The organism is Empedobacter sp. GD03739 (assembly GCF_029843245.1).
Classification (GTDB): domain Bacteria; phylum Bacteroidota; class Bacteroidia; order Flavobacteriales; family Weeksellaceae; genus Empedobacter; species Empedobacter falsenii_B.
Map to the genome: position 1 here is coordinate 13,161 of NZ_JAOCHX010000036.1, position 20,419 is coordinate 33,579.

Here is a 20,419-nt window from a genome sequence, read left to right on the forward strand (position 1 = left end):
AAATGCGCTCAACTAGGTTGAGCGCATTTTTTATGTCTTAAATTTACGAATCTATATACAAAACGAGAGTCACCTCTCCTTTATCATCTTTATAAACTTCGATATCCGTCAAATTTTCCTGATTGTATTTTTTTATCAAGTTCTGCTTGAATATCCTCTAAAACAGGGCGAACAGTAGATTCTGGAATATCCGAAACTCTAATATACATTAAGCCATCAATTGCATCATTAAATTTAGGATCAACATTGAAAGCAATCACTTTTGCATTTTGTTTAATATATTTTTTGATCAAAACCGGTAATCGCAACATATTTGGCTCAAGCTCATCGATTAATTTATCAAACTTATTCAAATCAGCTTCAGATTCATCGAAAATAAATTCTTTATCCTCTTCTTTCAGCTTAACTTTAAACTCATTTTTTGCTCTCACGTATTGCGCTACAGTAGAATCGTAGTAATGAGATTTCATAAATTCGATCATCAAAGATTTTGAAAAATCAGAAAACTGATTACTAATACTCACTCCTCCAATAATAAATTTCTGATTTGGATTTCTCAACGTTACATGCACAATTCCTCTCCATAATAAGAACAATGGCATCGGTTTTTGTTGATACTCAGCTGAAACGAATGCACGTCCCATTTCAATACATTTCTTGAAGAAAGGATGAATTTCTGGATCAAAATTGAATAATTCATGAACATAAAATCCATTAATTCCATATTTTTCATACACTTCCGAACCAATCGCCATACGATATGCTCCAACAATTTTATTGGTATCCTTATCCCATAAAAATAAATGGTGATAATGATTATCGAATCGATCAAGGTCAATTTCATCATTTGTACCTTCACCTATCGCACGGAATGTTATCTCGCGTAAACGACCAATTTCCCTTAATATATTTGGAATTTGTTGAGCTGTAGAAAAGAAACATTCGTAATTATTATTTGTAAACAATAATGCTTGTTCATCTTTTCGTAAAGTTTCAATATCTTGAATTAATAAGTCTAAAGCTGTTTCCGAAATAATCGGCTTAACCTTTTTACTAGAAGAAGATAAGCTTGGTAAATTCGGCATTTTCAACTCAATATTCGAAGGGTTTTTCAATACTTGAGTTAAACTTCTTTTTTGTTTGTAATAAGACGAAAGCATGTATGTTTTCTTTCTCAAAAACTCAGAATAATCTTCTATAGACACATGCTCGTCTTGTTGTTTTTGTAAAATTGGTTTTCCAATACGAATTTGAATTGGTCGTGTTCTTTTCTTCATCATTTCAGCTGGCAACATTGCCGTTTGAAAATCTGGATGAATCTTCGCTACACGGTAAAAAATATTACTATTTCGCGCTCTAAAAAACATTGGAACAACAGGAACTTTTGCTTTTTTGATCAACTTCATCGCTGATTCTTGCCATTCTCTGTCGATAATTTTACTTTCGTCATCACGATAAGAAACTTCGCCCGCAGGAAAAATTCCTAAACAACCTCCAGCTCTCAACAATTTTAATGCATCGCGCATTCCTGAAAGGCTACTGTATGCATCTTTACGTGTTTCGAAAGGATTAACTGGAATAATCATCGGTTCTAATGGTTTAATTTTTTGCAATAAAAAATTACCCATCACCTTGAAATCAGGACGAATTTTTGACATAAAATGCATCAAAATAATTCCATCCAACGCTCCAAGCGGATGATTAGAAATAATAATAAAAGGTCCTTCTTTTGGAATACGTTTTAAATCTTCTTCATGGATTTCGTAATCCATTCCCAAATCATCAATCAAATAATCCAAAAAAGGTTCGCATTGCAAATGCTTTCCACGATTGTACAAATCGTTTAACTGATCTATACTGAAAATTTTTTTCAATGCCCAAGCCACAGGTTTTCCTAAAACACCAATTTTAGAAAGACCCGAAGCTGAATAGATATCTTGTGTCGTGATTAAACTCATTTAAGCTTTAACAACTATTTGTAATGTTTCGCGCACTGTTTGTCGCAATAATTCTTTTTCTTTTGAAACAACTTTGTCAGAATCTGCATCGAAATGGCGAATTGTGTACAATAAAACATTGTTTTCTTCCTGCACTTTATACTCTTCGTTCATATCTGCAACAAACTTTTCTAAGTTGTCATATTTATCCTCCAAACATAAAGATAATGAAATTGCTGAATTTTGCATCAAATTTACTTTGATTTGATAATCATATAGTTTATTGAAAATTCCGCTCAATTTATCTTCTGTAATAAAAGAGAAATCTTTACTTGATAAACGAATCAAATGTTGCTCTCTTTTTAGGATAAAACAAGGTACTTTTGGATCTAATGGTTGACCTTTCGCTACCTCTGTTCCTGCTTCTGTAGGATTAATAAATGATTTTACGAAGAAAGGAATTTCTTTTTGTTGAAGCGGCTGTAACGTTTTCGGGTGAATAACAGATGCACCATAATACGCCAATTCTATCGCTTCTTCATAAGAAATATGATTTAACAACTCTGCATTCTCGAAATAACGAGGATCAGCATTCAAAACTCCTGGAACATCTTTCCAAATCGTCATGCTATCTGCATTTAAACAATAAGCAAAAATCGCCGCAGAATAATCTGAACCCTCGCGTCCTAAAGTTGTCGTGAAAAAGTTAGGATCAGAACCTAAGAAACCTTGTGTAATAAACAAACCTGTATTTGGTAAACGTTTAATACTTTCTTCTGTTAACGCCCAATTTACTTTTCCTTCGCGGTATGTATTATCTGTTTTGATATAATCGCGAACATCTAACCATTCATTATTAATTTGTATAGAATTAAGATACATACTAATAATTTTTGTCGAGATTAATTCTCCACAACAAACCACTTGATCGTATACATAGCTATAATTTGGTGATTTGTTACGTCTTAAAAACGAGACGATATCATCAAAAAATTGTGAAATTTCGTTAGAAACCTCAGCTGGATTATCAAATAATTCTGTCGCTAAAGCAATGTGCTGTTCTTTTACTTCGTTAATTGTTTTTTCGAAATCTTGTTTTTCAAAATAGCGTTTGACTACCTCTTCCAATGCATTTGTTGTCTTGCCCATAGCAGAAACAATGATACATGTATTTTCGTAACCAACAGATTGCAATAAACTCGCAACATTTCTAACGCCGGCTGCATCTTTCACCGAAGCACCACCGAATTTGAAAACTTTCATTTCTATAAAAACTTTTTTTGTAAATATTTAACTTGCAAATATAACCAAACTACACTTTATATGTTGACCGAATTTAATTAAAATAAAAAATAAATTTGAATGATGATTTTCACGTATTTAGATTAATTTCAAACGTTTGAAATGATATAAAATTGAGTTTTTATTCCGATATTTGACCAGCAAAACATAATTATGAATACTAATTCTCATCAAACTCTTGGAGAGTTTATCATAGAAAATCAAGCAGATTTTATTTACTCTTCCGGAGAATTATCTAGATTACTGAGTTCTATTAAATTAGCAACAAAAGTTGTTAATTATAAAGTAAACAAAGCAGGACTTGTAAATATTTTAGGCGAATTCGGAAATGAAAATGTCCAAGGAGAAAAACAACAAAAATTAGATGTTTTCGCAAACGATACGTTTATCGAAACGTTGTCGCAACGCGAAGTTGTTTGTGGTATTGCTTCGGAAGAAAACGAAGATTTTATCGCGATTCAACCTTCAAAAAATTCAAAAAACAGTAAATATGTTGTGTTGATTGATCCACTTGACGGCTCATCAAACATCGACGTAAATGTTTCTGTTGGAACAATTTTCTCTATCTACCACCGTGTTTCTGAACCTGGAACACCTGTTACAAAAGAAGATTTTTTACAACCAGGTAACAAGCAAGTTGCTGCGGGATATGTGATTTACGGAACATCGACAATGTTGGTTTACACAACAGGAAATGGTGTAAATGGATTTACATTAAACCCAGGAATCGGAACGTTCTATTTATCTCATCCAAATATGTGTATTCCAGAAGATGGACACATTTATTCAGTTAACGAAGGTAATTATGTAAAATTCCCTCAAGGGGTTAAAAATTACATCAAATACTGTCAGGCAGATGAAGAAGATCGTCCTTATACTTCTCGTTACATTGGTTCTTTATGCTCAGATTTTCACCGTAACATGCTGAAAGGAGGAATTTATATTTATCCTTCTGGAACAAATAATCCGAACGGAAAATTACGTTTATTGTACGAATGCAACCCGATGGCTTTTATCGCAGAACAAGCAGGAGGAAAAGCTTCTGACGGTTTCCAACGCATTATGGATATTGAACCTACAGAATTACACCAGCGCATTCCTTTCTTTTGTGGATCGAAAAATATGGTCGAAAAAGCAGAAGAATTTATGCGAAATGAAGAATTGAAATAATTATTTCTAAAAAAATAATCAAATAAAAAAATCCGCTCGATGAGCGGATTTTTTATTATCTAAACATCCAATTAAGGAATTGCAATACCTGGATAATTCCCTGGGTAAACATGTCTTAAAGTTGAATGATATTTTTTATTGATTGCATCAGCAAACATATTTGCGACAATTGCATATCCAGTTCCTGTTAAGTGAACTCCATCTAATGAGAACGCTCCACCAGAAACGAAAGTTGTTGTATATGTTTGTCCGTAATATTTAATTCCTGATTGAGAACTTAATTTTTTCATTTCAGAATATGTATCAACTAAAGCTAAATTATAAGCAGTTGCTAATTCAGCAATTGCTGCATTGTATTTAATTACAGCTGCTTCTGCTTTCGCAGTTTCTTTTGCTGTTAATACATAATTATCTGTCATTGGATAACTAACACCTACTACTGCTAATTTACCAGCTTCTTCTTGAGTTAATCCTAATTTCATTAACGCTGCAACTTGATTTGTATCAACTTTTCCAATTACAGAAGAAGAAGTTAAAACCAATAAATCTTTCGCTGTTGCTTGACGAGCTTGACCATAAATCATCCCAAATAAAGTTGCTTTTGCAGCTCCAATTTTAGGAGTAAGTGCAGCAGTGATTGTAGCTGATAAATCTGCTAAATCTTTATCTTTAATTACTACAGCACTTGCAGCATTCTTAGAAAAAAAGATTTTTCTTTCTGAAGCTCCAACCGCATCAAATACTTGATTTAATCCTGCATAAGTTGCATTCAATTCATCAATCATTGATGCAAAACTTGGGTTTGCAGGCGATAATGGTGCGTATGGAACCGTTGTAAAATATGGAATAGATGTTACAGAAGGAATATTTGCGATAACTCCTTTTGCTCCTACCGCTGTTAATGCTTTTAATCCATCATTAATTGTAGATTTTACCACATTTACATTAGAAATATCATTACTTCCATAAGTTCTTGGATCAACATTATTTGTTTCATTATGATCTACTCCAACTCCTCCAGATGTTGCATAACCTAATACATCATTGTTCCCAATCCAATAAGAGAAAAATGTTGGCTTTTGAGCAACTGCATCTGCAACTACAGAAGTTGTCGCACCACTTGCAAAACGTACAAAATAAGGATTCGCTGTTGCTGGATCAGTTTTTAAGCCTGCTGGATTTCCATAACCTGGCGCAACTAAATGATAAGACTTAGCACCTGGAACTCCCATATTTTGAAACTTTCCTTTATCTGCTAAGATATCTAAAGCCCCACCCGCAGGACTTGGAACTGGTGTTAAAGCTCCATTTACAATTTGTAAATTCAATTTACCTGGAAAACCTGGTAAATCAGTAAATCCACCTGTATCATTTGACATATATGGAATTTTAAATTCTCCTCCTCCTGCAGCTTTCATCAATCCAGCTAACATGTTTGGGTAAGAATTTTCTTGTCCAGATTTGTACAATGCATTATCTCTATAACCAGAAGTTAATGAGTTTCCTAATGCGATATATTTTTGAAAATTAGCTTCTCCTGCAGATATTTGAATATCTTCTATTGGATGCTTAAAGTCGTCATCACAACTAAACATCGTAGCAGCTAATGCAACTAATACTATTTTATTTAAATGTTTCATTTTGTAGTCTTATTTAAGGTTGTACGTTAATCCTAAACCAAAGTTGATTGCACGCATTTTAACATCTCCAGAGAAGTTTTGTTCGATATTATTAATGTGTCTCTCATCTCCTTTTACATATGATCCAAATAAATCAACATGAAAACCTGACTCAAATCTAAATCCTAATCCAGCTGAAACTGAATTTAAGTTAGAACTTGGTGTTTCTGATGACCAATAAGCTGATGGCACTGGCGATTTATCGTGATAATAACCAACACGTCCAACAATCATCTCGCTGAAAGTATACTCAGCTCCAAAACGGAATAATGTATTGTCTTTCCAGTTTTTCGTAGAAGATGATGTGTAGAAAGTATTAGAAGCATCATTATATAAATTGATATCTAAACTTTTATAACGTGTCCAGTTTTGCCAAACTACATCTCCAAAAAGTTCTAATTGTGGTAAAACTTTGTAAGACATTCCAAATGTAAACTCTGATGGTAATGGTAAAGTTGTATTCCATTTATCTGTATTAAAAGGCACATTAGATGCAATTCCAGAAGGAACATTCGACCATGTAACATCACCTTTGTTTGCAGAAACATCTACATTAGAACGGTACGCAATTCCAACTCCAAATTTATCTGTTGGCTTGAACATTGCTCCAACATTAAATCCTAAACCATGAGCATCTTTATCCTCTAATTTAAGTTTAATATCATTTCCAGCAACTGTTTGTACTTTCTCTAATTTAGCTGTTCCGTGTGTATAAATGAAACCTACACCCAAACTAAACCAATCAGAAAAACGATATGCAACCGTTGGCTGAATATTGAATGCTTTCAAGTCAATATGTGTAATATTTGCTTTGTTTTGCCAATCTTCTGGCCACGTAACCGAACTACCAAAAGGTGTCGTAACACTCAATCCAATTGCTAAATCATCTACAGGCTTGTAACTAACTGCCAAATACATTGGTGTTCCTAATTTATTATCTGTTTCTGCTTTTTGTAACGTCATTGGATCTTGCCATTTTACGTCAGTTTTTACACCAAAACCTCCGACAGCAATACTCAATTTACTATCAACAAAAGCTAAACCTGCAGGATTATAAAACGCAACACTCGCATCGTGAGTTTGTGTTGCAGAAGTTCCCCCCAATGCTGCTTGGCGAACTCCTTGTAAAGCAACTCGGTATCCACCTGCAAATGCAGAAGAAGATAAGCCGATTAATGCTAAGGTTAAGAAAATTTTCTTCATATTTTTTGTTCGTTTTTAATAATTCCTTTAAACAAAAATAACATAATTTTATAATAATGTTATGTTAACATAATAAATTTTGAAAAAATCTTTATTCTTAAGGCTTTCAGCCAGAATAACATTCGTGTAAAATATACACTATTGATAAATTTCTTTGATTTTTTCAGATATAATATAACCTTCAGACCAACACGCCTGAAAATTGAATCCACCTGTTATAGCATCAATATTTAAAACCTCTCCAGCCATAAACAATTGTGGGATTTTTTTTGCTTGCATCGAATGAAAATCAATTTCTTTCAAATCGACACCGCCTGCCGTTACAAACTCATCTTTGAACGTACTTTTTCCATTAATTTGGTATTTTCCTTGCGTCAATTCTCTTGCAATTGCTTCGATGTGTTTTTTCGATAAATCTGCATAAACCTTGTTTTCATCTACACTACAATAGCTCAGAATACTAAACCAAAAACGCTTCGGAAAATCGAATGGATTATTTTTATGCACATTTTTCTTAGCATCAACTTGTTTTTTATCATTCAAAAATGAAATGATTTCGTCTTTAGATTGATTTACAAAATTGATTTCAGTTTCGAATTTATAATTGCTTTCATTCAATTTTAAAGCACCCCAAGCCGATAATCTCAAAATCGCTGGTCCACTAAATCCCCAATGCGTAATTAGTAACGGACCTTCTTCTTCTAATTTTTGTTGATTGATTTTGACTTCAGCATTATCGAAAGAAATTCCCATCAATCCTTCAATTCGAGGATCTTTGCAATTAAACGTGAATAAAGAAGGAACTGGTTGAACGATTTTCAAACCTATATTTTTCAAACTTTTCCAAAATTTAGGCGTACTTCCTGTTGTCACAATCACCGTTTCGAAAAAATGTTTTCCTGATTTTGTTATCAATTCATAACCACCATCAACTTTATTAATTTCTTGCACACCGTCTGAGAAATTAAGCTGAACTTTATTTTTATCAACCGCTTTTGTCAAAGCCTCTATAATCGAAAGTGAAGAATCGCTAACTGGAAAAATACGGTTATCGTCTTCTATTTTCAATTCTACTCCGCGCTCATCAAACCAAGCCATTGTATCACCTGGTTGAAACGTGTAAAAAACGCTTAATAATTCCTTTTTTCCGCGTGGATAAAACTCGACCAAATCAAGCGGATCAAAACATGCATGCGTCACATTACATCTTCCTCCACCCGAAATGCGTACTTTTTGAAGCGGCAGATTTGCTTGTTCAAACAATATAGTTTGTTGTCCTACAGTTTTTCCAAGGTTTGCTGCAACAAAATATCCTGCGGCACCACCTCCTACTATGGCTATTTTTTTCACGGGGCAAAGGTAAAGTTTTATTTTTAACAGAATTTTTGACAAAAAAAGGAAATGTTTTCACATCTCCTTTTAAACTTTTTGTTCATGAAAAACGAACAAAGGTGTAATATTTTTATTTGCAATTTTCTTTGTAAATCCTGGTGAAAAAATTTTATCAAAAAACCCTTTATTGCGACTCACAACCGTCAACAAGTCGATTTGTTTTTCCTTGATAAAATCCAACACCGCGTTTACAGGATCTGCATCATGATAAACTTCGAATACAATTGGATCTCCAGCAAACTGATCTTGCCAATCTTTCATTGCTTGTTGATTAAATTTTCCATCTTTCGAAACGTGCATGCAATGAATTTTTGCATGATGACGATTTGCAATTTCGATCAAATACTTCAATGCATCTTTATCTTTTTGATCAAAAACAGTAGTAAAACCAATATTCTTAAATCCTTTGAAAGACATTCCGTGCGGAACACTAAGAATAGGAACTTTCATCGATGTAATCGCATTTATCGTATTCGAACCGAAAAGCATTTTCTCAATTCCTGAATTTCCATCCGTTCCCATCACTACAAAATCAACGCTTTCTTCACCAATAATTTCGCGTAGAATGTATAAGAAATTTCCTTCTTCTAAAATAAATTTGATCGGAATTTCATTCAAACCATTATCATCAGCAATTTGTCTTAGTTGCGGAATATTATCTTTAAAGTTATCGAAACTTCCTAATTCTACCGTTTCATATACATTCTGAATCAATCCAGCACTCAAACTTCCAGTAATCATTGGCAATTCGTAAACATGCAACACATAAACTTGTGCATCGATACTTTTTGCAAGATTTAGTGCATATAAAAAGGCGTTATTAGCTGTTTCTGAGAAATCTGTCGGGAACAATATTTTTTTCATCTTTTCGTGTTTTGTACTCAAAAGTTACGAATAATTTCATTTCAACACGAAAAAAGCTCAATCTATTTCTACAGATTGAGCTTTGTATATTCAGTATAAATTATCTTATTCGTGGAAAACAAACAAAGGCACGTTGTGTTGTGTCAAAATTTTCTTTGTAAAACTTGGTGAAAATAATTTCTCGAAGAAGCCTTTGTTACGGCTAACTACTGTCAACAAATCAATTTTTTCTTCTTTAATAAATTCCAAAACTGCATCTACAGATTCATCCGCAGTATAAATAAAAAAATCTACAGGTTCATCTTTATAATATTCTTTCCAATGATTAAGCGTCGGAATATCGTAATTTCCATCTTTCGAAACGTGTAAGCAATGCACTTTTGCTTTATAGCGATAAGCAATTTCGGTTAAATAATCTAAGGCTTTGCGGTCTTTATCTTGGAAAATTGTCGTAAATCCAATATTATTTATTCCTTTGAATTCGTAACCATTTGGCACGCTCAATACCGGAATTTTAAGATGTTTTATTGCATTCATCGTATTCGAACCAAAAAGGACTTTATCAAATCCTGTATTTCCAGTCGTTCCCATTACTACAAAATCCACTTTTTCATCTTCGATAAATGTTGGCAATACAAACGAAAGCATTCCTTCTTTTACGAAAAATTTCAAATCAACATTTGCAAAACCATTATCCTCAGCCATTTTTCTCAAGAACGGAATATGATCTTTTAAATTCTCGAAATTATTTAATTCAATTGTATTATAAACATCTTGCAAAATACCAGCATCGATTCCTCCACTTACCATTGGATACTGAAAAGCATGCAAAACATATAATTCTGCATTTTGATTTTCGGCTAAATTTAACGCATACAAAAACGCATTATTTGCTGTTTCTGAAAAATCTGTTGGAAATAATATTTTTTTCATAATCTGTCTGTTTAATAGCTTTTTAAAGATACAAATTATTAAATATCTATATTTTAATTTGATGTTAAATCTTATTGTTTTTTATTATTTACGATGATTAAAAATATTATCATTTTCGTATAAATAGTAATCCGTAACTTTGTACCTTAAATAATTTTTCAATTCATGAATAATAAATATTTTCAAAAAACCATTATTCGATGGTCAGATTTGGATGCTAATCGCCATTTAGCGAACGCTTCGTATATGAATTTTACAAGTTTTGCACGTATTGCTTTTTTGAGAGATTATGGCATTTCGATGAAAAATTTGGAGGAATATGGAATTGGACCAGCTATTTTGCACGAACAATTTTCTTTTTTTAAGGAAGCTATGGAAGGTGAAGAAATTTATATTTCGGTAGAAATTGGTGGAATGTCGGAAGATGGAATGATTTATCAATTTATTCATAATTTATATAACCAAGATGGTGTACATCTTTGCCATTCTGAATTGACAGGTGTTTGGTTTTCGATGTCGAAAAGAAAAATGCAAGCACCACCAACAGAAATGTTAGAAAATATTAAAAAATCATTTGAAGGACAAACCGTCAAAACAATGTCGAAACAGGACATTATCAATTTACCTTTTCGTTCAGAAAATATAGATCCTTCAATCTTTACTCAAAAATAAAATCATGTTAGAAGATAAAAACGTTTCAAAAACAAGTTTAGCCGAAATTGGAGAATTTGGTTTAATTAACCAAATCAAAGAAGGTTTTCCAATCAAATTAGAAAGTTCTATCAAAGGAATTGGTGACGATGCGGCTGTTCTTGATTATAAAAAAGAGAAAATTGTGGTTTCTACTGATATGTTAGTAGAAGGCGTAAATTTTAGCTGGTCGTATATGCCTTTACGTCACTTGGGGTACAAAGCGGTTGTGACGGCAATTAGTGATATTTTGGCGATGAATGCTATTCCAAAACAATTGTTGATTTCGATGGCAATTTCGAATCGTTTTACGATAGAAGCTGTGGACGAAATTTACAACGGAATGAAATACGCTTGCGATAAATACAATATCGATATTGTGGGAGGCGATACAACTTCTTCTGTTAGCGGACTTGTTTTGAGTATGACTGCAATTGGCTCGGCTCCAGAAAAAGATTTGACTTATAGAAATGGTGCGAAGGAAAATGATTTGGTTGTTCTTTCTGGAGATTTAGGTGCTTCTTTTCTTGGTTTGCAAGTTTTGGAACGCGAAGCGCAAGTTTCAAAAGTGAATCCTAATAATCAACCAGATTTCGAAAATTATTCATATTTAATTGAACGTCAATTAAAACCTGAAGCGCGTTTGGATATTATCAATCTTTTGAAAGAGTTGAAAGTTAAACCAACTTCTATGATTGATATTTCGGACGGATTATCTTCTGAAATTATTCATATCTCAAAAGAAAGTGGTGTTGGAATTAATATATACGAAGAAAAAATCCCGTTAGATTCTGTTGTTATTCGCACAGCCGAAGAATTCAAAATCAATCCAATCACATGTGCTTTAAGCGGTGGAGAAGATTACGAATTATTGTTTACAATTGATCAAAAAGATTTTGAAAAAATCAAAGGAAATCCACATTTAACGGTAATTGGTCATGTAACTGGTAAAAACGAAGAAAACTATTTGATTACTCGTGGAAGTGAGCAAATGGTTCCATTAACTGCACAAGGTTGGGGAGTTGAAACGGAGGAAGAATAGGTTAATGAGATAATTCGCTAATTAAAAAATGTGATCCTTAAACGAGTTCAGATGACTTAACGAATTATCAAAACAAAACGTGTCAAGCTGATTTCATTGCAGCTTCTCTTCAAAATAATAAAATCAAAAAGCATTCAAGAAATTGGATGCTTTTTTAGTTGAAATAAGTTGTATTTTAGTTTATTTTTTAAATTATGTCTAGAAAATTTTCAATAAAAAATACGTTATTCTCAACAGGAATTGTTTTGATATCATTATCATTCATAATGTTTATTTATGCAATGAGTATGTTTACAGCAAGAGGAAATTTCAGTAAGTTCTCTGTGAAAATTTCTGAAATATGTCTAGTTTTTTGGTTTCCAACTTTAATTATTGGTGTCATTATTTTTATACTTGTTGCTGTATTAAAAAACTATAAAAACAAAAAAAGCTCGAACTAATAAGTTCGAGCTTTTATATTGTTAGCATTTTCGCTGTCGAATTATCAATTAAGATAATGGTTCAACTGAAACGTAAGATCTATCGTTACGTTTTTTAGTAAAAACTACTTTTCCGTCAATTAAAGCGAATAATGTGTGATCTTTACCGATTCCTACATTATCACCAGGATGATGTTGAGTACCTCTTTGACGAACAATAATGTTACCAGCGATTGCTGCTTGTCCACCAAAAATTTTAACACCTAAACGTTTCGAATGTGATTCACGACCATTTTTCGAACTTCCGACCCCTTTCTTATGTGCCATTTCGTTTTGTTTTTAAGAGTTAATAATTAATCTCAGCTCAATCTTAACCGATTGAAGCTACTTCAATTTTAGTGAATTGTTGACGATGACCGTTAGACTTTTGGTAACCTTTTCTTCTTTTCTTTTTGAAAACGATTACTTTGTCTCCTTTCACGTGTTCAACGATTTTAGCTACTACGGTAACTCCGTCTATAACTGGGGCGCCGACAGTGATTGCTCCGTTATCTGTTAATAAAACACGGTCGAATTTTACTTCGTCACCTGCTTCACCAGCTAAACGGTTTACAAACAATTGTTGGTCTTTTTCAACTTTGTATTGAAGCCCTGCTATCTCTACAATTGCGTACATAAATTAATGTTTATAAATGAAAATTGAGTGCAAAGATAATCAAAATTTTGAATTTAGATACTTGAATTCATTGAAATTTAATTAGAAAGATAAAAAAACTATGACATATCTTCTATTTGGATTAATTAAAAATAAGTATCTTTGCCTTTGAGATAATTCATAGATAGATTGGTAGAAATGATTGAAAATTATTCTTTAAAAGATTTAAAAATTGGCGAACAAGCAGTTGTAACAGGGTTTAGTACCGAAGATATTCCTGCAAAGTTTTATGAAATGGGCTTTATTCCTGGAACAAGTTTATTGGTAAAAAATAAGGCTCCATTTGGTGGTCCTATTTGCATCAGTATCATCTCTAATAAGTCTGTTTTAGCTTTAAGAAGAAACGAAGCCGATAAAATTTTGATAACAAAAAAATAATGAATCATTATAAAATTGCCTTAATTGGTAACCCAAATGTTGGTAAAACTTCGTTATTTAATAAATTAACAAATCTTCGTCAAAAAGTTGGGAATTATCCTGGTGTGACGGTAGAAAAGCGCGAAGGTAAAATAGAACGAAATGGAAATAAATTCCAAATTACAGATTTTCCCGGAACGTATACAATTTATCCAAGTTCTTTGGATGAAGAAATTGTATTCAAAACTTTAGGCAACAAAACCAATAATCATTACCCAAATTTAGCAGTTGTTGTTGGTGAGCCATCTAATCTAAAACGATCGATTTTGTTGTATCAACAAGTTCGAGATTTAGACGTTCCTGCAATTTTTGTCATCAATATGAAAGATGAAATCAAAAGCAAGGGACTTAATATTGATTTGAAAAAGTTAGAAGATTTTCTTCAAACAAAAATATACTTAACAAACGCGCGTACAAGCGAAGGAATTGATGAATTAGTAGAAGCTTTTACAAAAGAGGCAACTCCATATAATCGTCATTACGAAATTCCGAAAGAGTATCTTTCTATTGTAGAAAAAATCAAGAATGAATTTAATCTTAAATCTGATTATTTAGCTTGGCAATATCTTTCACAGAAAGAAGTTCCGTTCGAATCGAAAGAAAATCTAAGTAAATTAGATACAATTAAAAAAGAAAATTCTATTGTTTCGAAACGATTACAAGTCAAAGAAGCCTTAGATCGAAATAAAATTTTAGAGGAAAAATTAAACGATATTATTTCGTATAATTTTGAAGGAAATGAAACGTTAACCGATAAAATTGATAAAACATTGATTCATCCAGTTTTTGGATACATCATCTTTTTAGGAATTTTATTATTAATCTTTCAAGCTGTTTACGCATGGTCTGCACCATTAATGACAATGGTCGAAGATTTATTTGGTTGGATCGACGAAAAAGCAATTAGTTTAATTCCAGAAGGTCCTATCAACGAAATTATTGGAGGCGCAATAATCCCAGGTATAGAAGGAATTGCCGTTTTCGTTCCGCAAATTGCCATTTTGTTTTTATTCATTTCAATAATGGAAGAAACGGGCTACATGAGCCGCGTGGTTTATTTAATGGACAGATGGTTAAAACCGTTTGGATTAAGCGGAAAAAGTGTCGTTCCATTGATTTCTGGTGTTGCCTGCGCCGTTCCTGCAATCATGTCTGTGCGTAATATCGAAAATGATAAAGAACGTCTATTAACGATACTTGTAACACCTTTTATGACGTGTTCGGCTCGTTTACCAATTTACATCGTTTTGATCGCTTTGGTAATTCCCGACGAACATATTTTTGGATTAAGTTACCAAGCTTTGGCGTTATTTGTGATGTACATTTTAGGTGTTTTAGGCGCATTGGGAAGTGCTATTTTATTGAATTTAATCATTAAAGCAAAACATAAAAGTTACCTAATTTTAGAAATGCCAACGTACAAACTTCCTGATTGGAAAAATGTTGGAATTAATGTTTGGGAAAAAACGTTAGGATTTTTAGTTGATGCGGGTAAAATCATATTTGCAATTTCGATTATTCTATGGGTTTTAGGAACTTTTGGACCTGGAGAACAATTCAAAAATGCAGAAGAAATTGTAACTGCTCATCACCCAAAAATGAATGAAGAAGATTTAGCAAATGAAATTGCTTCTTACAAATTAGAACATTCATATTTAGGGAGATTAGGTTCAGTTATAGAGCCAGTTGTAGAGCCATTAGGATATGATTGGAAGATGGGAATTGGTTTAATTTCATCATTCGCTGCGCGTGAAGTTTTTGTTGGAACAATGTCAACGGTTTACAGCTTAGGAGAAGTTGATGTAGAGGACAATGGTCAAAAAGATCGTTTACTTCATCGTATGAAAAATGAGATCAACCAAAACACAGGAGAACCAGCATATAACCTTGCTACAGGAGTTTCGTTATTGTTATTTTATGCATTCGCAATGCAATGTATGAGTACAATTGCGATCGTAAAACGCGAAACAAATTCTTGGAAATGGACATTGATTCAGACAGGGTTTATGACAGGTTTGGCATATGTAGTTGCATTTATTGCATATCATTTTTTAAAATAGTAGTATGGACAATATTTGGATACAATATATTTTTATCGCTTTCCTTTTCGGATTTGCAGTTTGGTATGTTGTAAAATTAATTAGAAACTCATTTAGCTCAAAAGGAGGCGGATGCTCAAAAGGCTGTGGTTGTTCTCCAAGCAAAGATGAATTTCAAAAAAAGGCTAACTCTTAAAAGTTAGCCTTTTTTATTTCAAAATTTCGGAGTATTTTTACAATAGTATAATCAGTAAAAATTAATTATTTTAATGATTATCAATTAGTTTTATTTTATTAATTCGGAATATAAATTTTACAAAAATGGAAACTTGGTTAATCATTTTATTAATAGTTTTAGCTATAATTATCTTAGGATTAATTATTTACTTTGTTTCCAAAAAAACTAAACAATCAACTGAGATTTCTACTGAAAAAATTAATTCTGTAAAAGAAATTAAAGAAATTCCTTCTGAACCAATCAAAGAAGAGGTTACAAATAAAATAATTCCTCCAACTCCATCAACAGAGGTCATCATTGAAGAAAAACCAATGAATAACCTTAGCATTTCATCTAAAACCGAAAATGATTTACTTCGAAAATTAGAATTGTTCGAGAAAAATAAAGGATTTATAAAGAAAGATGTTAACCTTGCTTTATTATCCAAACAATTTGAGACGAATACAAAATATCTTTCCGAAATCATTAAAACGCATCGCCAAAAACAATTTAATTCCTATTTAAATGAGTTGAGAGTAAATTACATTGTGAATCGCCTTCAAAATGAGCCAAAATACATTAATACGAAAGTAAGTTATTTAGCAAGCGATTGCGGATTTGCTTCTCATAGTACGTTTACCACAACTTTTACTCAAATCATGAACGAATCTCCTTCTGCTTTTGTAAAAAGAATTAAAGCGGAACAAAAAAATTCGTAATTACGAATTAATGAAGTTTATATAATTGAATTTAAAATATATAAACAATTATATTTGTTTTATTTTTTATACCAATCAATGCAAGAGCTATATAAAATACATTCACAAATTTCGATTGTATTTTTTTATTCTTAATTAAGACTTTATCTTTAATCTAAGATTGTGTCTTATGCGAAAAATTGACCCCGAAATACTTGCTCAAAAAATAAAAGAAGGCGATCGTTTTGCCTTATCAAGAGCTATTACACTAGCCGAAAGCAATCGTTTAGACGATTTGAAATTAGCGCAACATATCATTAGTTTATTACCTGTTTCCAAAACTTCAAAAAGAATTGCCATTACAGGAATTCCCGGTGTTGGTAAAAGTACTTTTATCGAATCTTTGGGGAAATATATTCTAAGTAAAGGTGAAAAAGTAGCGATTTTAGCAATTGATCCAAGTAGTTCCCTTTCAAAAGGAAGTATTTTAGGCGACAAAACACGCATGGAGGACTTATCGCGAGAAGAGAATGCTTATATACGTCCAAGCGCTTCTAACGGTTCTTTAGGTGGTGTTACCTCACGTACATATGAAGCAATTTTATTATGCGAAGCAGCAGGGTTTGAAAATATTTTGATTGAAACTGTCGGTGTTGGACAATCTGAAACCTTAGTAAATGAAATTTCAGATCTCTTCTTATTTCTTCAACTTCCGGGTTCTGGAGATGATTTACAAGGAATAAAACGAGGAATTATGGAAATGGCTGATTTAATTTTTGTCAATAAATCAGATTCGTTTCAAGAAAAATTAGTGAAAGATGCAAAATTGGATATTGTTCGTTCATTGCAATTTTTACCAACCAAATCTTCTCAATGGAAAAGAAAATCAATTATCGGTTCTGGATTAATCGGAAAAGGAATTCCTGAACTTTGGGAATTGGTCAATGATTATTTCAATTTTATTAATGAAAATAATTATTACGCATCAAACCGAGAAAAACAACAGCTTAATCAAGCGGAACGCTACACAATTGATTTGATTAATCAACAATTTTTAAAATTACTTAAGGAACACCCACTAGAATTAAGCAAAAATTTATCTGCATTCGAAATGGCAAAAGATTGGTTGAATAACCACACTGAAATTGATGAATTTCTTAATAAGTAAGTTTACGATTATTGAATCAAAATAACAAAAAAACGGCTCAAAATTGAGCCGTTTTTTTGTTAATCATCTTTATCAACTCCTGTTTTTTTGTTGATATTTTCTTGTATTTTTTGATAATATTCTTTCTCAATTTTATCAAATTCTGGTGTCGAAATTACTTTTCCTTTCGTTGGTTTTTGTAGTTTCAGCTTATCGTCAATCGAAATTGATTCTAACTTATAAGTTGTATACTGATTTTCATCTTTCAAAGAAGTTTTCTTCAGTTCTAATAATAATCCTGGCAAACCATTGTATTCATCTGGTCCACATTTTGATTTTATCGAAGGAACATACCACGCTTCTATGTTGAAATTAGCGTCAACAGCTACTGCTTTTCGTACATCATAACCTTTTATTTTTTTGGATTCTCGCGTAATACTCCATTTATAAGTTGCAATGGAATCAGAGATATTATACAATTTGGAATCCATTTCTCTCATGATTATTTTTGAATTCGTATCGAAATCATAAAAGCTTTCCAAATCTTTAAAACCACCTAAAACTTTCATCGAATATTTTGGTCCTTGCGAATTATCAATTCGTTCTATTTCTTGTGAAAGACATTGATTTGCATCGACAGAAAGAGCAATATATTTTGGTTTCGAAAACATTTCCTCTCTTAATCTTTTCGATTCTGGATTCGGATCATTCAAATTAATAAAATTCCGTCTTTCATATTCTACTTTAAATTTTTCTTGACCAAAAACTGAAACTGAAAACAACAACAATAAGATATACTTCATTTTAATGCAATTAGAAATTTAAAGATAACAAAAAAAGCTTCACCATTTCTGATGAAGCTTTTGATTAAATATCCCTCTTGTTTTTAGAAAACTCTTACCAACAATTCTTGTTCTATTTTATCGTGACAATTTTCTAATGCATTTCTCTCTGCTTTTCCAGCTTTCCAATGCGATGTACAATAAAATTCGTCTTTTTTCCATTCTAAATCATCTTTAAAAAATGATTTTATTTCCTTTACAGATTTAGATTCTCCCGCAACATAAGCAAAACGTTTTCCATCTTTGCGTTTCGGAAATTGCTGATTTTTCGTCAAACTATATAAAGCTGTTCCACTTCCTACATTTTGATTCACAATCCATTTAAATTCTAAATTTGCTTTTGTTTCAATTTGGTGAATATCATCTTCTGTTGGCACTTCCACACAAACAATTCCGTTTGTTTTAGCAGGAAGAGACTCTATAATTGCCGAAATTACAGGCAAACCTGTTAAATCTGCAGCTAAGAAAATGAAATCTGTTTTTGGAGCCAAGTCTTTCTTTTTCGACTTCATCGAAACCCCAATCATATCTCCAACTTTCGCCTCATTTGCCCAACGCGATCCTGGACCGTTCAATCCATGATTTGCAATATCAATCACAATCACATTGTTTTTTGCATCAATATCACGCAACGTATAGGTACGAGAAACTGGTTTAAATTTTTCTGATGGCGAAATCCATTTTTGATTTTCTTCATCATACTCAGCGTAGTGAATATCACGGATTCCAAGCGGTGGAAAAAGTAATTTACATGTTCCGCCCAACGTTGTATCCTTAAAAAAAGAAACATCATCATTCTCCAAATGAACGCGAATAAGATGTGGTGTCACAAATTCTTTCTTTTTTAAGATGAACTTCTCCTTCGCAATTTTCACTTTATCTCCCATCAGATTATTTAGATTTATTCTAATTCTATGCGAATATAAAATAAATTTAGATTGAATAAAAATAATAAAATGTTAAAGTAAAAAGTTATACTTTTTTTAATATCATTTTAATATGATAACTAAATAATTAACCTTAACTTTTACATATCAAAAAATAACCTAAAAAACGAACAGAAAATGGAAAATACTTTTTGCGAAATCTCGCTCGAACAAAGAACTCTTCCACTTGAAGGCGGATTTAATTGCAGAGATTTAGGTGGAATAATTAACACAAAAAATGAAGTCATTAGAAAAGGATTGTTAATTCGATCTGATGATTTAGCAAATTTGACAGATGATGACTTGGAGATTTTAAACGATTTTCCAATTCGAACAATTATTGATTTACGCACGACTTACGAACGTTTAAAAAATCAAGATCACATTCCAAATAGTTGTAATCACGAAGTTCATTTGGATATTTCTTCTGGACATTTTGAAAATTTAGTGAAACAATTTAAAGCTGGAATTTCAAATCCGAAAGAATTTATGTGCAAAATTTACGAGGATTTTGTTTTAGATAAGACGTGTCAAACGCAATACAAAAGCTTTTTTGATATTATTCAACACAAAAATAGAACGCCAATTTTATTTCATTGTACAGCTGGAAAAGATCGAACTGGATTTGCAACAGCAATGATTTTATCTGCTTTGAAAGTCGATTTAGATACAATTATGGATGATTATTTGGCTTCTAATATCTTTTTGGAACAAAAATATGCACACATCTTAAAAATCGATCCGAATTATAAATATCTAATTGATGTTTTACCTGAATATTTAGAAA

At 32.1% G+C, this 20,419-nt stretch carries 20 protein-coding genes; 9 read left to right on the plus strand and 11 right to left on the minus strand.

What is annotated here, in order from left to right:
• Positions 1–89: 89 nt before the first annotated feature.
• Both N5E64_RS11695 and N5E64_RS11700 read right to left on the minus strand, forming a co-directional pair.
• Positions 90–1,958 carry a lysophospholipid acyltransferase family protein gene (locus tag N5E64_RS11695; protein ID WP_280037677.1) on the minus strand — a complete coding sequence of 623 codons (1,869 nt, stop codon included), beginning with the start codon at positions 1,956–1,958 and terminating at the stop codon, positions 90–92.
• The gene (locus tag N5E64_RS11700; protein ID WP_114998303.1) at positions 1,959–3,200 is read right to left on the minus strand and encodes an aspartate kinase; all 1,242 of its coding nucleotides are present in this window, start codon (positions 3,198–3,200) and stop codon (positions 1,959–1,961) included.
• A 192-nt stretch (positions 3,201–3,392) separates the two neighbouring features.
• Here N5E64_RS11700 and fbp point away from each other — a divergent pair, with 192 nt between their 5' ends.
• Positions 3,393–4,409, plus strand: coding sequence for a class 1 fructose-bisphosphatase (fbp, locus tag N5E64_RS11705; RefSeq protein ID WP_221854420.1), 1,017 nt, complete (start codon positions 3,393–3,395; stop codon positions 4,407–4,409).
• A 71-nt stretch (positions 4,410–4,480) separates the two neighbouring features.
• Here the strand turns inward: fbp and N5E64_RS11710 are convergent, their stop codons facing one another.
• From N5E64_RS11710 to N5E64_RS11730, 5 genes are all read right to left on the minus strand, one after another.
• Positions 4,481–6,049 carry a G-D-S-L family lipolytic protein gene (locus tag N5E64_RS11710; RefSeq protein ID WP_280037679.1) on the minus strand — a complete coding sequence of 523 codons (1,569 nt, stop codon included), beginning with the start codon at positions 6,047–6,049 and terminating at the stop codon, positions 4,481–4,483.
• 9 nt (positions 6,050–6,058) lie between these two features.
• The gene (locus tag N5E64_RS11715) at positions 6,059–7,291 is read right to left on the minus strand and encodes an OmpP1/FadL family transporter (protein ID WP_280037680.1); all 1,233 of its coding nucleotides are present in this window, start codon (positions 7,289–7,291) and stop codon (positions 6,059–6,061) included.
• Positions 7,292–7,429: 138 nt separating this feature from the next.
• On the minus strand, positions 7,430–8,641 hold the full coding sequence (locus N5E64_RS11720) for an NAD(P)/FAD-dependent oxidoreductase (RefSeq protein WP_280037682.1): 1,212 nt from the start codon (positions 8,639–8,641) through the stop codon (positions 7,430–7,432).
• 69 nt (positions 8,642–8,710) lie between these two features.
• Complete coding sequence (locus N5E64_RS11725) at positions 8,711–9,547, minus strand: universal stress protein (RefSeq protein ID WP_280037683.1); 837 nt, start codon at positions 9,545–9,547, stop codon at positions 8,711–8,713.
• Between the two features lie 105 nt (positions 9,548–9,652).
• Positions 9,653–10,480, minus strand: a complete 828-nt coding sequence (locus tag N5E64_RS11730) for a universal stress protein (protein ID WP_114998314.1) — start codon at positions 10,478–10,480, stop codon at positions 9,653–9,655.
• A gap of 165 nt (positions 10,481–10,645) precedes the next feature.
• Between N5E64_RS11730 and N5E64_RS11735 the strand changes: the two genes are divergently transcribed.
• Together N5E64_RS11735 and thiL are read left to right on the plus strand one after the other, a co-directional pair.
• Positions 10,646–11,152 carry a thioesterase family protein gene (locus tag N5E64_RS11735; RefSeq protein ID WP_114998316.1) on the plus strand — a complete coding sequence of 169 codons (507 nt, stop codon included), beginning with the start codon at positions 10,646–10,648 and terminating at the stop codon, positions 11,150–11,152.
• A 4-nt stretch (positions 11,153–11,156) separates the two neighbouring features.
• A complete protein-coding gene (thiL, locus tag N5E64_RS11740) occupies positions 11,157–12,212 on the plus strand; it encodes a thiamine-phosphate kinase (protein ID WP_125349928.1) in 1,056 nt (351 codons plus the stop codon).
• Between the two features lie 488 nt (positions 12,213–12,700).
• Here the strand turns inward: thiL and rpmA are convergent, their stop codons facing one another.
• Both rpmA and rplU read right to left on the minus strand, forming a co-directional pair.
• Positions 12,701–12,958 (minus strand): 50S ribosomal protein L27, encoded by a 258-nt coding sequence (gene rpmA / locus N5E64_RS11745; RefSeq protein WP_038334883.1) that lies wholly within the window; start codon positions 12,956–12,958, stop codon positions 12,701–12,703.
• Between the two features lie 43 nt (positions 12,959–13,001).
• Positions 13,002–13,307, minus strand: coding sequence for a 50S ribosomal protein L21 (gene rplU / locus N5E64_RS11750; protein WP_019975660.1), 306 nt, complete (start codon positions 13,305–13,307; stop codon positions 13,002–13,004).
• Positions 13,308–13,484: 177 nt separating this feature from the next.
• Between rplU and N5E64_RS11755 the strand changes: the two genes are divergently transcribed.
• The 5 genes from N5E64_RS11755 (at position 13,485) to meaB (ending at position 17,885) form a co-directional block, all read left to right on the plus strand.
• Positions 13,485–13,724 (plus strand): FeoA family protein, encoded by a 240-nt coding sequence (locus N5E64_RS11755; protein ID WP_114998322.1) that lies wholly within the window; start codon positions 13,485–13,487, stop codon positions 13,722–13,724.
• Complete coding sequence (gene feoB, locus N5E64_RS11760) at positions 13,724–15,823, plus strand: ferrous iron transport protein B (RefSeq protein WP_280037684.1); 2,100 nt, start codon at positions 13,724–13,726, stop codon at positions 15,821–15,823. The genes N5E64_RS11755 and feoB overlap by 1 nt, the downstream gene beginning before the upstream one ends.
• 4 nt (positions 15,824–15,827) lie before the next feature.
• Positions 15,828–15,998, plus strand: coding sequence for a FeoB-associated Cys-rich membrane protein (locus N5E64_RS11765; protein ID WP_125349933.1), 171 nt, complete (start codon positions 15,828–15,830; stop codon positions 15,996–15,998).
• A 125-nt stretch (positions 15,999–16,123) separates the two neighbouring features.
• A complete protein-coding gene (locus N5E64_RS11770; protein WP_280037686.1) occupies positions 16,124–16,738 on the plus strand; it encodes an AraC family transcriptional regulator in 615 nt (204 codons plus the stop codon).
• A gap of 169 nt (positions 16,739–16,907) precedes the next feature.
• Positions 16,908–17,885, plus strand: coding sequence for a methylmalonyl Co-A mutase-associated GTPase MeaB (gene meaB / locus N5E64_RS11775; protein WP_125349934.1), 978 nt, complete (start codon positions 16,908–16,910; stop codon positions 17,883–17,885).
• A 59-nt stretch (positions 17,886–17,944) separates the two neighbouring features.
• Here the strand turns inward: meaB and N5E64_RS11780 are convergent, their stop codons facing one another.
• Both N5E64_RS11780 and N5E64_RS11785 read right to left on the minus strand, forming a co-directional pair.
• The gene (locus N5E64_RS11780) at positions 17,945–18,667 is read right to left on the minus strand and encodes a GLPGLI family protein (RefSeq protein WP_125349935.1); all 723 of its coding nucleotides are present in this window, start codon (positions 18,665–18,667) and stop codon (positions 17,945–17,947) included.
• An 83-nt stretch (positions 18,668–18,750) separates the two neighbouring features.
• Positions 18,751–19,593, minus strand: a complete 843-nt coding sequence (locus tag N5E64_RS11785) for a siderophore-interacting protein (RefSeq protein ID WP_038334795.1) — start codon at positions 19,591–19,593, stop codon at positions 18,751–18,753.
• Positions 19,594–19,770: 177 nt separating this feature from the next.
• Between N5E64_RS11785 and N5E64_RS11790 the strand changes: the two genes are divergently transcribed.
• On the plus strand, positions 19,771–20,419 hold a 649-nt coding region (locus tag N5E64_RS11790), incomplete at its 3' end, for a tyrosine-protein phosphatase (RefSeq protein WP_280037689.1).

Excerpts from the sequence above, each read along its gene's own strand:
- N5E64_RS11695 (WP_280037677.1), bottom strand. The coding sequence starts at position 1,958 with ATGAGTTTAATCACGACACAAGATATCTATTCAGCTTCGGGTCTTTCT.
- N5E64_RS11700 (WP_114998303.1), bottom strand. The coding sequence starts at position 3,200 with ATGAAAGTTTTCAAATTCGGTGGTGCTTCGGTGAAAGATGCAGCCGGC.
- fbp (WP_221854420.1), top strand. The coding sequence starts at position 3,393 with ATGAATACTAATTCTCATCAAACTCTTGGAGAGTTTATCATAGAAAAT.
- N5E64_RS11710 (WP_280037679.1), bottom strand. The coding sequence starts at position 6,049 with ATGAAACATTTAAATAAAATAGTATTAGTTGCATTAGCTGCTACGATG.
- N5E64_RS11715 (WP_280037680.1), bottom strand. The coding sequence starts at position 7,291 with ATGAAGAAAATTTTCTTAACCTTAGCATTAATCGGCTTATCTTCTTCT.
- N5E64_RS11725 (WP_280037683.1), bottom strand. The coding sequence starts at position 9,547 with ATGAAAAAAATATTGTTCCCGACAGATTTCTCAGAAACAGCTAATAAC.
- N5E64_RS11730 (WP_114998314.1), bottom strand. The coding sequence starts at position 10,480 with ATGAAAAAAATATTATTTCCAACAGATTTTTCAGAAACAGCAAATAAT.
- N5E64_RS11735 (WP_114998316.1), top strand. The coding sequence starts at position 10,646 with ATGAATAATAAATATTTTCAAAAAACCATTATTCGATGGTCAGATTTG.
- thiL (WP_125349928.1), top strand. The coding sequence starts at position 11,157 with ATGTTAGAAGATAAAAACGTTTCAAAAACAAGTTTAGCCGAAATTGGA.
- rpmA (WP_038334883.1), bottom strand. The coding sequence starts at position 12,958 with ATGGCACATAAGAAAGGGGTCGGAAGTTCGAAAAATGGTCGTGAATCA.
- rplU (WP_019975660.1), bottom strand. The coding sequence starts at position 13,307 with ATGTACGCAATTGTAGAGATAGCAGGGCTTCAATACAAAGTTGAAAAA.
- N5E64_RS11755 (WP_114998322.1), top strand. The coding sequence starts at position 13,485 with ATGATTGAAAATTATTCTTTAAAAGATTTAAAAATTGGCGAACAAGCA.
- feoB (WP_280037684.1), top strand. The coding sequence starts at position 13,724 with ATGAATCATTATAAAATTGCCTTAATTGGTAACCCAAATGTTGGTAAA.
- N5E64_RS11765 (WP_125349933.1), top strand. The coding sequence starts at position 15,828 with ATGGACAATATTTGGATACAATATATTTTTATCGCTTTCCTTTTCGGA.
- N5E64_RS11770 (WP_280037686.1), top strand. The coding sequence starts at position 16,124 with ATGGAAACTTGGTTAATCATTTTATTAATAGTTTTAGCTATAATTATC.
- meaB (WP_125349934.1), top strand. The coding sequence starts at position 16,908 with ATGCGAAAAATTGACCCCGAAATACTTGCTCAAAAAATAAAAGAAGGC.
- N5E64_RS11780 (WP_125349935.1), bottom strand. The coding sequence starts at position 18,667 with ATGAAGTATATCTTATTGTTGTTGTTTTCAGTTTCAGTTTTTGGTCAA.
- N5E64_RS11785 (WP_038334795.1), bottom strand. The coding sequence starts at position 19,593 with ATGGGAGATAAAGTGAAAATTGCGAAGGAGAAGTTCATCTTAAAAAAG.